The 15,299-nt window shown below is 40.6% G+C and carries 9 protein-coding genes and 1 tRNA gene; 5 read left to right on the plus strand and 5 right to left on the minus strand.

The features are described 5' to 3' along the window. Positions 1 to 202: 202 nt before the first annotated feature. The 3 genes from QE382_RS12280 to QE382_RS12290 all read right to left on the minus strand — a co-directional run bounded on the left by QE382_RS12280 (position 203) and on the right by QE382_RS12290 (position 3,890). Positions 203 to 1,408: a tyrosine-type recombinase/integrase gene (locus QE382_RS12280; RefSeq protein WP_307186141.1), complete on the minus strand. Its 1,206-nt coding sequence runs from the start codon at positions 1,406 to 1,408 to the stop codon at positions 203 to 205. A gap of 105 nt (positions 1,409 to 1,513) precedes the next feature. Further along, positions 1,514 to 1,600 (minus strand) — tRNA-Ser (locus QE382_RS12285). A gap of 127 nt (positions 1,601 to 1,727) precedes the next feature. Beyond that, complete coding sequence (locus QE382_RS12290; protein ID WP_307186142.1) at positions 1,728 to 3,890, minus strand: HD family phosphohydrolase; 2,163 nt, start codon at positions 3,888 to 3,890, stop codon at positions 1,728 to 1,730. Between the two features lie 105 nt (positions 3,891 to 3,995). On the opposite strand from QE382_RS12290, the gene rpe reads away from it, so the two are divergent. The 4 genes from rpe (at position 3,996) to QE382_RS12310 (ending at position 11,147) form a co-directional block, all read left to right on the plus strand. After that, positions 3,996 to 4,676, plus strand: coding sequence for a ribulose-phosphate 3-epimerase (gene rpe / locus QE382_RS12295; RefSeq protein WP_307188026.1), 681 nt, complete (start codon positions 3,996 to 3,998; stop codon positions 4,674 to 4,676). A gap of 355 nt (positions 4,677 to 5,031) precedes the next feature. Next, the gene (locus QE382_RS12300) at positions 5,032 to 7,794 is read left to right on the plus strand and encodes a bifunctional aconitate hydratase 2/2-methylisocitrate dehydratase (RefSeq protein WP_307186143.1); all 2,763 of its coding nucleotides are present in this window, start codon (positions 5,032 to 5,034) and stop codon (positions 7,792 to 7,794) included. A 48-nt stretch (positions 7,795 to 7,842) separates the two neighbouring features. After that, positions 7,843 to 10,110: an aconitate hydratase gene (locus tag QE382_RS12305; protein WP_307186144.1), complete on the plus strand. Its 2,268-nt coding sequence runs from the start codon at positions 7,843 to 7,845 to the stop codon at positions 10,108 to 10,110. Between the two features lie 164 nt (positions 10,111 to 10,274). Further along, entirely contained in the window at positions 10,275 to 11,147 is an 873-nt protein-coding gene (locus QE382_RS12310) for a hypothetical protein (protein ID WP_307186145.1), read from the plus strand. 95 nt (positions 11,148 to 11,242) lie between these two features. On the opposite strand, the gene QE382_RS12315 is transcribed toward QE382_RS12310, so the two are convergent. Further along, positions 11,243 to 12,079, minus strand: a complete 837-nt coding sequence (locus QE382_RS12315; protein WP_307186146.1) for an MBL fold metallo-hydrolase — start codon at positions 12,077 to 12,079, stop codon at positions 11,243 to 11,245. Between the two features lie 336 nt (positions 12,080 to 12,415). Here QE382_RS12315 and pckA point away from each other — a divergent pair, with 336 nt between their 5' ends. Then, positions 12,416 to 14,032: a phosphoenolpyruvate carboxykinase (ATP) gene (gene pckA, locus QE382_RS12320; protein WP_307186147.1), complete on the plus strand. Its 1,617-nt coding sequence runs from the start codon at positions 12,416 to 12,418 to the stop codon at positions 14,030 to 14,032. Positions 14,033 to 14,116: 84 nt separating this feature from the next. Here pckA and ppk2 read toward each other — a convergent pair whose 3' ends face one another. Beyond that, on the minus strand, positions 14,117 to 14,926 hold the full coding sequence (gene ppk2 / locus QE382_RS12325; RefSeq protein WP_307186148.1) for a polyphosphate kinase 2: 810 nt from the start codon (positions 14,924 to 14,926) through the stop codon (positions 14,117 to 14,119). Between the last annotated feature and the right edge of the window lie 373 nt (positions 14,927 to 15,299).

The following is a 15,299-nucleotide window of genomic DNA, read 5'->3' on the forward strand; positions in this document are numbered from 1 at the left end:
TATCTAGACTAAAGCCTCCAACAAATTCTTCAAATCTTGCTCAAAATGATGTGAAAAAAGTATGCTGACCGGCACCATAGGTTACTATTTTGCTGATAGTTTGTTTTATAAGTTCTACGTCTAAAAGTTCTAAACTACACAATTTAAATACATATGTTTTATTCAATTAGTGTAGAAATCGATGAACGGAAATAATAAGAATCTAAAAATTAATTGTCTTTTTCTTCATTACAGTATTGTCGATCACCAATTCTCTCTTATAAGCTTCAAAGCCAGCCCGATCTCTATGACCTGTAAGCGTCATAACCTGATTGTCATCAAACCCTGCAGCTATCAGTGAAACAACTCTTGTATGCTTCCATGAGTACAAGGTATAGTTATAGTCCAATTTGAGAAGATCCTTGATCTTTTGATATCTGCGTCTGAAATAATCCTCATAGACCTGTTCAGGTGCAATATTTTGCCCTTTTCCGAAAACAAAGTAATTGAGATCGGCTCTTTCAATTCTCATTTCCTGTATAAGTTCATGGAGTTCATCACAGATAGGGACAAAGCGGTCACCGGTTTTCCCATTAGGTCCAGGTACCTTGATCTGGCGTGACGATAGGTCAATATCCTGAACTTTCAAACAGCGAATTTCTTTAGGGCGCATACAGGAGTAGAAGATCCATTTGGAATAGTTATAAAGCTCAGGATCTTTTGCAAGTTCCATCTTAACTTTCTCGGCCACTATTGGAGAGTAGTATCTGTTTTTCTCTGCCCGGTCCTTTTTGAAAATCAGGTCCGTCAGGTCAATTTCATATGCGATGTTGCGGTTATGCTTCTTTTCAAGTTTCGCTGCACGGCCAAAAAACTGGCTCATGAACTTGGCGTGGTTGTTATAGGTTCTCGGTGTCCATTCTTCCTCAAAAAAATAATAATCCAAAAATTCCTGAATATGCTGGTCGGTAAGGGCAGAACAGGGGATATGGGGATTATCCATGGATTCGACGTATTTTTTCAGATTGTTCAGAAACGATATATAGGTCCGCACGGTGTTCTCGCTCAGTTCGCATTTTCGGCAGTATTCTAAGAACTTTTCTACAGTTTCCGGCACGGTCCATGGTTTTTGTGCTTTTCGTTCCTTCTCGGCCTTTAAAATGGTCTGCTGTTCATCCATCTGCTGAAATAGGATTTCCTGTGGCAGGAAAGGGTTGAATCCGAAGGACAGTGCGTAATCTATGTCATCCCTGAGCTGCTGCGCGGCCAGTTCCTTTTCCTCAAGGTTGTGGATGTAATTGATTCCGTCCCTGACATAGAATTTTCTGAATTTTCCCGTCTGGCCGGGGATCTGGTATTCATATACCACTCTCCAGTCCCCGTTTGCTGCCCTGACGATCCGCGCGTTCTTGAACTGTCTTGTCCTCATGAACCGCTTTCTGCTGGATTTTAAACATGGTGCTGTTTTTGGTGCTGCTTTCCCACCAGAAACAAAAAAAGCGCTTTCTGATTCCTCTGAAAGCGCTTTTGTCTGCGGAAGAGGCGGGATTCGAACCCGCGGTACCGTTTCCAGTACGACAGTTTAGCAAACTGTTCCTTTCGGCCACTCAGGCACCCTTCCTTGTTTTGACATTGCAAACATAAGGCAATTATTTGATTCTGCAAAGTCTAAATAATAAAAAAAATGCAAAAAAAATGTAACGTTGCAATAAGCGTTTGACAGTCAATTTGTTGTTTGACAATTAAAATTACATTGTTTTTTTGCTTAAATCGTAATCCACCCGAACATGATAGATACTTTTGAGCATGGCCTTAAAAATAACCGCAGATTCGGTGATATCTTTTAAGGTAATGTTACTATTGTTGAACTGTCCACGCATCAATTTGTGTTCAATAATCTTATCGACAAGATTATTGATGGACTCTTCGGATGGCTCTTTTAGTGCGCGGGACGCAGCTTCGACGGAGTCTGCCATCATGAGCACTGCTGTTTCCTTTGAAAAAGGAATGGGGCCTGGATAGGTAAATAACGACTCGTCAACCAATTTATCCGGATTGTTCTTCACGAAAAGGTTATAGAAATAATCTACACGGGTAGTGCCATGGTGGGTGCGGATAAAATCAAGGATAACGTCCGGCAATTGATGTTTTTTAGCAATATCAACACCCTTTATAACGTGCGAAATAATAATCTGCGCGCTTTGCTCAGGGGATAGTTCATCGTGAGGATTCTTTTCTGTCTTTTGATTCTCGATGAAAAATTGAGGATTAGTCAATTTGCCGATATCATGATAGAGTGCTCCGGCACGTACCAGTAGTGGATTTCCACCAATTTTATAAATTGCCGCTTCCGCAAGATTAGCCACCTGTAAAGAGTGCTGAAAGGTGCCCGGGGCTTTGAAAGAAAGTTCTCTTAGCAATTTGGAATTACTGTTGGTAAGCTCCATGAGCGTAAGGTCAGACACAATACCAAACAATTTTTCAAAGGCATAAATCATGGGGTAGGCAAGGAGCGTAATCAATACGCTGACGAAGAATGGAAGGAGGTCGGACCAATAGATCGTGTCAATGGAACCATTTCTGGTCACCACCAATCCAATATAGGCAATCCAGTAGGTTCCCAGAATGATTGCCGATGAAATAAACAATTGCTCTCTTTTAACCAATGTTTTGATACTGTAGATCGCAACTATACCCGCCATAAATTGTAAAAAAACAAATTCAAAGCTATTTGGGACAAATAATCCTGCTAACAAGACCATCAATAGATGGATATTGAGCGCCACACGCGTGTCAAATAGTATACGAATGATAATGGGAACCGCACAAAACGGTATATAATAAAGGTTAGGTATTTTGATTTTAATGGCCCAGGATAACACGGCAAGCATACCGATGATGACGATCATGATAATGACGAGCAGTCTGTTATTAAAGTAGATGTCTTTTCGAAACAGAAATAAGAACACCATCAAAATAGAAAGCGCCAGCGAAATAATCAAAAATTGACCTAAGGTCACATAATTTTGGTTGCCGCTGATCTTGCCTTCATCTTCATATACCTTACGTAATGACTCAAGCTTTTGGTAGGTTTCATTGGAAATTATTTTATCTTTTTCGGCTATGAGTTCCCCTTTTTGGACAACGCCACGCGTAGCTGATATGTTGGCAATTGCGTTTTGTTCCAAAGCCTCTGTCTGCTGGTCATTATAAATGTAGTTAATGGTGATATAGTTTTTTAGTGTCTCCACCAGCCAGCTCTTCTGCTTTATTTTGGTAAGTTTGGGCATGATGTCGTCCATATAACTATAGGAGCTTTCGATCGTATAGCAGTCGGCCGTATTTTTTTGGCTGGCGACTTTGTCTTGAATGAGCGTAAAATTATAATGCTTAGAGGCTGGAGATTTGTCGTTACTACGGTTTTGAAACCGATTATTCAAGGATAGGATACCCTTGCTATAGAGATGATTGAGGATGGCATTACCGGCATTTCTATAATCCGCTATATTTTCATGTGTAGTATCTAATTTGCTGCTCTGCCACTTTTCGGCCAGATCGGTGTTGAATTGGTCAATTTGCTCTTTGCTGGTGGTCGTATTGGCATTGTAGATAGGCTGAATGGTATTTAATATACTTTTCTTGTCCGCGTTTAATTCTTCTTGCGTTTTTAATATGGCAAAATTATAGGGGGATATTAGATTTTCGTGGTTCCATACTTTACCTTTTTGAAATTCATAGCGGAAACGGGGTTGTTTGGGAAGAAATATACAGATCAAAAAGATGGTAATAAGTATCAATCCAATTTTGCGGACAAGGTTTTCCGTTGTATTTAATTCTCTTCTGTATTTTATTTTTAGTCTTCCCACTGCGAGCTTTATTTTTATGTTCTGTAAATATACAAATGTAGTCATAATTTATTTTCTGCAGCTTCTGCCAATTTTCGTTTATGGGTATTAAATAGGGTAAAGGCTGTGATGAACAAAAAATACTTGTTATCTTTGCAGAAAAAATACAACATGTCAACAAAATCACATCTCATTGCACCATCCGTTCTTGCTGCAGACTTTGCAAAATTATACGATGATATCATCATGGTAAACAACAGCGACGCAGATTGGTTTCATATTGATATTATGGACGGTGTTTTCGTTCCGAATATCTCTTTTGGATTTCCAGTTATGCAGGCTATTGCAAAACATGCAACTAAACCGTTGGATGTACATTTGATGATTGTTGATCCAGACCGTTATTTGCAAGTATGTAAAGATTCAGGCGCAGCAATCATTACTGTGCATTACGAGGCCTGTACGCATTTGCATCGTACGCTGGCTGCTATTAAAGAGTTGGGGTGTAAAGCTGGGGTTGCATTGAATCCACACACGCCGGTGGCTCTTCTGAAAGATGTGCTAGCGGATTTAGACTTGGTTTGCATCATGTCGGTCAATCCCGGATTTGGTGGTCAAAAATTCATTAATAATACCTATGCCAAAGTCCAGGAGTTACGAGCGATGGCTGCGGGTGTGAACGATGGCCTGTTGATTGAAATTGACGGAGGAGTGACGACTGCAAATGCAGCGCAGCTATTAAAAGCCGGGGCAGATGTGCTGGTGGCTGGTTCATTTGTGTTTAATGCAACAGATCCTCTGGAAACAGTCAAAACATTGAAGGACATTGATATACATGTAGAAACGATATAAAAAGGATAGGTGGTTTAGTCAAATAAATCACCTATTTTTTTGAAAGTCAGGCAGTATAAATAGCGGATAGGAAAAAAACGGGCATAATTGCAAAAGGCTGTTTAGAACAATTCCAAATTGATTTAAATAGATGTAACGCATGCGTTTAAAGCTGTATTTTCACTATTTTTGTATTTAGTCATAGGAGTTGATTTACGACAAATAAGTTAACTTCAAACATGAAGTGGAAGGGCTAAATTGTGATTTGTTCGGGAAACCGATAGATGGCTTATTAGCTTAATTATATTACAGTCAAGGTGGTTTAGCAAGACATCGTGTCTTTTTGGCTACCCTTAAAATAGAAAGATAGATATCTATGAGTATTTACAACGATTACGTACAAGAGGTTGTAGAACGAGAAGGCCAGGGTTTACATCCTAAGCCAATTGATGGAGCAGAATTACTAAGTGAAGTAATTGCTCAGATTAAGGACTTAAACAACGCTAATAGAGCAGATTCTTTACGATTGTTCATTTATAATACACTGCCGGGCACGACCCCTGCTGCTGGCGTTAAAGCTCAATTTTTGAAGGAAATTATTTTAGGCGAATCTGTTGTTGCTGAAATTACACCTGACTTTGCTTTTGAGTTATTGTCCCATATGAAGGGTGGGCCTTCTATTGCGGTGTTATTAGATTTAGCTTTGGGTGACGATGTAGTGATTGCAAAGCAAGCTGCAGAAGTGCTTAAAACACAAGTTTTCTTATACGACGCAGATACTTCTCGTTTGAAAGAAGCTTTTGAACAAGGCAATGAAGTTGCGAAAGATATTTTAGAAAGCTATGCAAAAGCGGAGTTTTTTACGAAGCTACCTGAGGTGCCGGAAGAAATTGAAGTGGTTACTTTTATTGCGGGTGAGGGCGATATCTCGACAGATTTATTATCTCCGGGAAATCAGGCGCACTCACGTTCGGATCGTGAATTACATGGTAAATGTATGATCACACCTGAAGCGCAACAGCACATTCGTGAATTGCAGGCGCAACATCCAGGTAAAAGTGTCATGTTGATTGCTGAGAAAGGAACGATGGGTGTAGGCTCCTCTCGTATGTCGGGAGTAAATAATGTGGCACTTTGGACAGGTAAACAAGCAAGTCCTTATGTTCCTTTTGTGAATATTGCGCCGATTGTCGGTGGTACGAATGGTATTTCGCCAATTTTCTTGACAACGGTAGATGTGACCGGTGGTATTGGTATCGACTTAAAAAACTGGGTGAAGAAAGTGGATGAGCAGGGGAATGTTGTTCTTAACGAAAAAGGCGAACCCATTCTTGAAGAAGCTTACTCAGTTGCGACGGGCACTGTTTTAACCATTAATACGAAGACAAAGAGATTATATCATGGCGAGCGTGAGCTGATCGATATTTCGAAAGCTTTGACTCCCCAGAAAATGGAATTTATTAAAGCCGGTGGCTCTTATGCGATTGTTTTTGGTAAAAAGATCCAAACATTTGCTGCAGAAACCCTGGGCATTCAAGCGCCTACGGTATTTGCTCCTTCAAAAGAGATTACTATTGAAGGGCAAGGCTTGACAGCAGTAGAGAAAATCTTTAACAAAAATGCGGTCGGTGTTACACCTGGTAAGGTCTTACACGCAGGTTCTGATGTTCGCGTTAAAGTAAACATTGTAGGTTCTCAAGATACAACCGGTTTGATGACCGCACAGGAGTTGGAAGCTATGGCTGCAACAGTCATTTCGCCAACAGTGGATGGTGCTTATCAATCGGGTTGTCATACCGCATCTGTATGGGATAAAAAAGCGCAAGCAAATATTCCCAAATTGATGAAATTTATGAATGACTTTGGGTTGATTACTGCGCGTGATCCACAAGGCGTTTATCATTCCATGACTGATGTTATTCATAAGGTTTTAAACGATATCACTATCGACGAATGGGCCATCATTATTGGTGGGGACTCCCATACGCGGATGTCCAAAGGTGTCGCTTTTGGTGCTGACTCTGGTACGGTTGCATTAGCGTTGGCTACCGGGGAGGCTTCGATGCCAATTCCTGAGTCGGTAAAAGTTACCTTTAAAGGGAATATGAAAGAGCATATGGATTTCCGTGATGTGGTTCACGCTACCCAAGCGCAGATGCTGCAGCAATTTGCTGGAGAGAACGTGTTCCAAGGTAGGATTATAGAGGTCCACATTGGTACGCTTTTGGCTGATCAGGCGTTTACATTTACTGACTGGACAGCAGAAATGAAAGCGAAAGCGTCCATTTGTATTTCTCAAGATGATACGTTAATCGAATCCTTGGAGATCGCGAAAAAGCGTATTCAAATCATGATCGATAAAGGTATGGAAAACAAAAACAATGTTTTGCATGGCTTGATCGAAAAGGCAAATAAACGCATCGAGGAAATCAAAACAGGGGTTAAACCTGCATTAGCTCCAGATACGAATGCGAAATATTATGCTGAGGTGGTGATTGATTTGGATATCATTGAAGAGCCCATGATTGCTGACCCGGATGTAAATAATGTGGATGTTTCTAAACGTTATACGCACGACACCATTCGCGATCTTTCGTACTACGGCGGAAGCAAAAAGGTAGACTTAGGTTTCGTAGGTTCATGTATGGTGCACAAAGACGATCTGAAGATCGTTTCTCAAATGTTGAAGAACATTGAAAAACAAAAAGGCGCAGTTACTTTTGAGGCTCCTTTGGTTGTTGCAGCCCCCACGTATAATATTATTGATGAGTTGAAAGCAGAGGGCGATTGGGAATTCTTGCAAAAATACTCTGGATTTGAATTTAGCGATGCATTACCGAAAAGTACTGCACGTACAGAATATGAGAATATTATGTATCTAGAGCGCCCAGGTTGTAACCTCTGTATGGGTAATCAGGAGAAAGCCGCAAAAGGGGATACGGTCATGGCGACTTCAACACGTTTATTCCAAGGTCGTGTCGTGGAGGACAGAGACGGTAAGAAAGGAGAGTCTTTGTTGGCATCGACTCCTGTCGTTGTGTTATCAGCTATCTTGGGTCGTATTCCGAACATTGACGAATATAAAGCTGCTGTCGAAGGTATTAACTTGACAAAGTTTGCACCTATTCCAACAAAGTAGTAATAATTAGTGTTTAGTAACTTAATTAAACAAATAAATTAGAGAGATATGGCTTTTGATATTGATATGATTAAAAAGGTCTATAGCCGTTATGACGAGCGCATTGCTGCTGCTCGTCAGGTGGTTAATAAACCTTTGACTTTATCTGAGAAAATATTGTATGCACACCTTTGGGATGGCAATGCTACTGAGGATTATAAGCGTGGCGTTTCTTACGTTGACTTCGCACCAGACCGCGTGGCTATGCAGGACGCTACTGCTCAGATGGCATTATTGCAATTTATGCAAGCTGGACGTCCTAAGGTTGCAGTTCCTTCTACCGTTCACTGTGATCACTTGATTCAGGCGAAAGAAGGAGCAGATAAAGATTTAGCGCGAGCTAAAAACGAAAGCTCTGAAGTATTTAACTTTTTGAGTTCTGTGTCCAATAAGTATGGTATCGGTTTTTGGAAACCTGGAGCTGGTATTATTCACCAAGTCGTTTTGGAGAACTATGCGTTTCCAGGCGGAATGATGATCGGTACAGACTCACATACGGTAAATGCCGGTGGATTGGGTATGGTTGCTATTGGTGTCGGCGGGGCTGATGCCTGTGATGTGATGGCTGGATTACCTTGGGAGCTGAAATTCCCGAAATTAATCGGTGTTAAATTGACTGGTAAGTTAAGCGGATGGGCTGCTGCCAAAGATGTTATCCTTAAAGTTGCTGGTATCTTGACCGTCAAAGGTGGAACTGGAGCGATTGTGGAATATTTTGGCGAGGGAGCAGAGTCGCTATCTTGTACAGGTAAGGGAACCATTTGTAACATGGGTGCTGAAATTGGTGCGACAACGTCGACTTTCGGTTATGACGAATCCATGGAGCGCTACCTACGTGCTACGGGACGTGCCGAAGTCGCTGACGCGGCAAATGCGATTAAACAACATTTGACAGCGGATGCTGAAGTTTATGCTAATCCAGAACAGTATTTTGATCAGCTCATAGAGGTTAATCTATCCGAATTAGAACCATCTCTTAACGGTCCTTTTACACCAGACTTGTATACGCCAGTGTCTCGGATGCGTGAAGAGGCTGAAAGAAATTGCTGGCCTTTAAAAGTTGAATGGGGATTGATCGGTTCGTGTACGAACTCGTCCTATGAAGATTTGTCACGTGCTGCCTCTATAGCAAAACAAGCGGTGGATAAAGGTTTAATTACTAAAGCTGAATTTGGTATCAATCCGGGGTCAGAACAAGTTCGTTTTACAGCTGATCGTGATGGTTTGCTGAAAACATTTGAAGACCTGAATGCAACGATATTTACGAATGCCTGTGGTCCATGTATTGGTATGTGGGATCGCGTAGGCGCTGATAAACAAGAGAAGAACACCATCGTTCATTCATTCAATCGTAACTTTGCGAAACGTGCAGATGGTAATCCGAATACCTACGCATTTGTGGCTTCTCCGGAGTTGGTGGCGGCAATTGCGATTTCTGGTGATCTGGGCTTCAACCCAGTGACAGATACGTTAACGAATAGTAAAGGTGAGCAAGTAAAATTGGATCCACCGGTAGGGGACGAATTACCTACCAAAGGATTCGCGGTAGATGATCCGGGTTACCAAGCACCGGCTGTCGACGGTAGTTCCGTCGTCGTTGATGTGGCGCCTACTTCTGACCGTCTTCAATTGTTGCAGCCTTTTGCGGCATGGGAAGGTACTGATTTGAAGGGTTTGAAATTATTGATCAAAGCAAAAGGGAAATGTACGACAGACCATATTTCGATGGCTGGCCCTTGGTTGAAATACCGTGGTCATTTGGATAACATCTCAAACAACATGTTGATCGGTGCGGTGAATTTCTTCAATGAGAAAACAGATAACGTAAAAAATCAATTGACAGGCGAGTATGGCCCTGTGCCAGCAACACAACGTGACTATAAAGCACAGGGTATTGGTTCAATTGTCGTTGGCGACGAAAATTATGGGGAAGGTTCATCCCGTGAGCATGCTGCAATGGAGCCTCGTCATTTGGGTGTTCGAGCAGTATTGGTTAAGTCTTTCGCCCGTATTCACGAGACAAATTTGAAAAAGCAAGGAATGTTGGGATTGACTTTTGCAAATAAGGATGATTACGATAAAATTCAGGAGAACGATACGATCGATATTATCGGTTTGACTGAATTTGCTCCAGGTAAGCCCTTAACGCTGGTATTGCACCACGATGATGGAACACAAGAGGAGATCTTGGCAAATCATACGTACAATGCACAACAGATTGAGTGGTTTAAAGCTGGTGGCGCCTTAAATATAATTCGAAAAAATCAAGCACAATAGTATTGATGACCATACAAAAAAGCCGCTTTCGTATAAAGCGGCTTTTTTATTTTGTTTTGGAATGACATTTCTGTGATCTTCGTCATATTTTACTAATTCTCATTGAATTTATTTGCTTATAAAATAGAATGCCGGTACTTTTGCGCAACGTTTTTAGCACTGATATGAGAAAAATATTTTTAACAATTGGAGCGCTTGCCCTGAGTGCTTCTGCTTTATTTGCACAAGAAAACCCCGAAATAGGAAAGAGTATTTTCAAACCAAAAAATTTGAGAACCGAAAGTAATAAAGGGAAATTCTTTTTCTTTTGGGGGTATAACTTCTCTTCATATGCAAAATCTGATATTCATTTTACAGGTCCCAATTATGATTTTATTCTTCACGATGTAAAAGCTGCTGATCGTCCAACTAAATTTGGTTCGACTTACTTTGATCCAAGTCGATTGACGATCCCGCAATTCAACCTTCATTTTGGTTATTATATCAAAGATAATTATTCCATTTCATTGGGTTGGGACCATATGAAATATGTCGTCGATATACCTCAGCAGGTAAAGATTTCAGGTTTTATTGGTGAAGAGATTTCTAATCCAGGTATTCCGACCGGAAACCGTGCCGGTCAATATAATGGTGAATTGATTACAGTAGATTCCGCGATGCTAACATTTGAACACACCGACGGTTATAATTTTGCTTCGGTAGGCTTGGAGCGTTATGATGATATCATCAATAATCGGAAGGGCCAACAGGTGCTAACCATGGAATCTGGTGTAGATGTAGGATTACTAATTCCGCGTTCGGATGTTCATCTTTTTGGTGAGGGAGCAAACCACTTCTGGAACATTGCAGGTTATGGCGCTTCGGCGAAAGTTGGGTTGCACTACCGTTTTTACAAAGGGCTGTATCTGCAAGGAAATTTTAAAACTGGATGGACTGATCTGACCAACATTCGTACCACTGGAAGGAGAGGGGTGGACAAGGCGTCGCAACAGATCTGGTTTTTTGAAAACTACTGGGCTTTGGGCTTTAGGTTTTAAACTATAAAGGATAACAAACTATATAGAATAACAAACAGGCTACTTTAAGGTAGCCTGTTTGTTTATTTGAGTTTTTATTATTTTCAAGATACACCTTAAATTTCATCCAAATTAAAGATATCTTTTACCCGTATCCCTTTCTCGGTACGTTGTAGTGTGCAGCATTCGTGAACTGAATCGTGTTCGAAAAACAGGATATATTCGTTGTCTACTATTTCGTTCCAGTAGCTATGACGTTCTTCCATAGTAACTAAAGGACGTACATCATATCCCATGACATAGGGAATAGGTATATGGCCTACCGATGGGAGCAAATCAGCCATATACAGTATCGTCTTTCCTTTGTATTCGACCTGTGGCAACATCATGGATTCGGTGTGGCCATTAGCATAGCGCATGCTGATATCGCTTCCGAATGGATTTTTTACATCTTCAACAAATTTTAATTGTCCGCTCTCTTGTATCGGTAGAATATTTTCTTTTAGAAAAGAAGCCTTCTCCCGGGGGTTGGGATTAGTTGCCCAAGACCAATGGTCTGCATTACTCCAAAAATGAGCGTTTTTAAAGGCCGGAACAAGTTGATCACCTTCGCGCGCTATGGCACCGCCACAATGATCGAAATGTAGGTGGGTAAGAATAACATCGGTGATGTCATTTCTGTGAAATCCAATATTTTTTAATGATCTGTCTAATGTTGCATCACCATGAAGATAATAATAGCTAAAGAATTTTTCATTTTGTTTGTCTCCAAGGCCCGTGTCGACTAACATTAATCGATTACTATCCTCGATGAGCAGCAGACGATTTCCCCAGGTACACATATTGTTTGAATCTGCCGGGTTTGTTTTATTCCAGATGCTTTTAGGGACCACACCAAACATAGCACCACCATCGAGTTTAAAGAATCCCGTTTCTATAGCATATAATTTCATCTTCTTATTTTGTATTTACTTTTTGACCAGTACGCATAACCATTGTTTGCTGTTTTGTGTAATCAACGTTTGCTTAAGCTAAAAATTTTCGCTTATTAATATTTGTAAAGAATGGAACAATTTACGAAAAATAAATTATATTTTTTAATTGGCATAAGTTGAGTTGCTAAAAAAATATGCTAAAAAATGTAATTTTTTTTAACCTTGTAAGGTGCTGATAGTTAGCGCTTTGATTACGTGTTTTTTGTACAATAAGCTTGATTTTTAGATAATTATGTTTTGTTTTTAGCGAAAATTGCCTTTAAATTTGAGCACATTTTAAAACAAACAAAAAATATGAAAAAGGGTAACATTGGAAACGCGCCTGATTTGAAATATTTGAAAATTGATAGCACGAAAAGTGTATTTTATCAATTACCCGTTTCTGAATTGGTTCAACATGCTTTGGTAAATCAAGAGGGGAGGCTTTCTGATACAGGAGCGCTTGCTGCTGATACGGGAAGATTTACGGGGAGGTCCCCCAAAGATCGCTTCCTGGTGGAGGACTCTTTAACTAAACACAGTGTATGGTGGGGGGAAGTCAATCAGCGGATGTCTCCAGATCATTTTGAGGCGCTATTTTCGTTGGTAGCCTCGCACCTGGCTGAGCGAAATATCTACATCAGAGATTGCGCTGCGGGTGCCGATCCGATTTATCAGATTGGTATACGTGTTGTTACAGAGACAGCTTATCAAAGTATATTTGCCAACAACTTATTCTTACGTCCGGAGCCCAATCCAGAAGTTCGGCCACCTTGGTCTATCTTGGCTGCTCCGACCTTGTCTATTAAAGAACCACATGCATATGGTATCCTTAACGAAAATTTTGTTGCAATTGATTTTACGAAGAAAATTGTATTGATTGCTGGGACGGGTTATACGGGGGAAATTAAAAAGAGTATTTTTTCGATCTTGAATTTTATTTTACCATTCGAGCATAACGTCCTTTCTATGCACTGTTCGGCCAATACTTCCGACGATGGAGATACTGCACTGTTTTTTGGGCTTTCGGGTACTGGAAAGACGACGCTGTCTGCTGACAAAAACAGGCGGTTAATTGGGGACGATGAGCATGGGTGGAGTGAACGGGGAGTTTTCAATTTTGAAGGAGGTTGTTATGCCAAATGTGTTGGTCTATCAGCTGATAAGGAACCGGAGATCTATCATGCCATTCGTTTTGGTTCGCTGCTGGAAAATGTGGTTTTGGATGAGCAGGATAAACCTGATTACAATGACATCAGTAAAACCGAGAATACGCGCGTGTCTTATCCAATAGATTTCATGGAAAATGCCGAAATAAGCGGTATTGGCAATGAGCCGGCTCATATTTTTTTCTTGACAGCGGATGCTTTTGGTGTACTTCCGCCCATTTCATTGTTGTCTACTGACCAGGCTGTCTATCATTTTGTAAGTGGCTATACCGCAAAGGTTGCGGGTACAGAGGTGGGGGTAAAGGAACCTATGGCTGCATTTTCAACTTGCTTTGGACAGGCATTTTTACCACTGCATCCCGGGAAATATGCGGCGTTACTTCGGTCAAAACTAGAACAGAATCGTAATATTAAAGTCTGGTTGGTGAATACGGGCTGGATTGCAGGTCCTTATGGAATAGGACGGCGGATTAAACTCGCCTATACGAGAGCGTTAATCCGAGCCGCAATGGATGGTTCGTTATTAGAATCTCAATTTAATAGACACGATATCTTTGGGTTAGACTATCCGACCAGTTGCGGAGCGTATGTTCCCGAGCAAATCATGGATCCCCGGGGCTTATGGAATAACGATGAGGCCTATGATATGCAGGCAAAACGCTTGGCGAAACTATTCATAGCAAACTTTGAAAAATTTAATAACGAAATGCCAGCGACCGTTCTCGCGGCAGGCCCTAAAATTGAGCCCACTGTCGTCGTTTAATTCATTTTGCATTCGTACAACAGAAAGAGTGAACATGGGATCTCTCTTTTTGTTGTACGAATTTTTTTGTGGGGATGAAAATCTTTAATCGTGTTTTTTAATGAAAGAATCTACTTGCTCCTGCTCGGTTCCGACAAGGGCATTAATGATAACCTTAAAAGCTGCCAATCGTGCTTTTTTCTTATTGTCTTTAACAATTTCAAACCAGGGTGATTTTTTTGATCCTGTTTGCTTAAAGAGGTTTTCAATATAATCGGTGTAAATATCCCATTTTTCCTGTGCCTGTTGGTCGAGCGTTCCTATTTTCCATCGCTTGAGAATATCTTCCTGACGCTCTTTCAATCTTTCGGCCTGTTCTTCTTTGCTGATGCTCAGAAATAACTTGATGACAATGATGCCATCGTCAATTAATTGTTTTTCAAATTCTGGAACCTGACTCATAAATAATTCATGTTGTTCTTTAGTGCAGAATCCAAATACGGGTTCCACTACAGCACGGTTATACCAGCTTCTATCGAAGATGACAATTTCTCCGGCATTAGGAAGCTGTTTGATATAGCGTTGAAAATACCACTGTCCAGCTTCTTCATCGGTTGGTTTCGGTAAAGCGACAATGCGAACCTTTTTAGGATTTAAATATTGGGCTACGCGGCCTATTGTGCCGCCTTTGCCGGCAGCGTCCCTGCCTTCAAAAATAATGAGCACCCGCTTCCCTTTTTCAATGATTTCGTATTGGAGCTCCAACAACTTGACCTGTAGTCCATAGAGCTCTTTTTCATAATCGTAAACATCGTTGAACTTTTTTATTTCAAGAATGCCCTGTTGCTCCAGGTAATTTAAAACATCTTTGTTTTCGTGGATCTTCTGAAGTTCATTTAAATCGTATTCTGCCATAGGATATTTATTTAAGCGATCGTTTTTATTAAAGTTACTTATTGAATTGTTAAAAAATGTCAAATTTGAAATAAAACTTACGTTTCAAATACTAATATGTGGTTAGATTACGTTTCTTAATCAGAGCACCAAATGGATGTTCAACATAGATTAGACTTTTCATAAATTTAGGTTAATAATTGGTAAGGTTAGCTCGGAGTTCCCCACTTCGAGCTTTATTTTATGCTAACCATTAGGCGGAATATGGGAGACGTAGTGTCTGAACTATCTTGCGGATGCCCTGAATGTTAAAAAATGTTAAACGCATGTTGTGGATATAATGATTAGCGAATAGTAGCGTTTTTACTACAAATACTTTTCATAAATAGGTTAA

The organism is Sphingobacterium zeae (assembly GCF_030818895.1).
GTDB lineage: Bacteria > Bacteroidota > Bacteroidia > Sphingobacteriales > Sphingobacteriaceae > Sphingobacterium > Sphingobacterium zeae.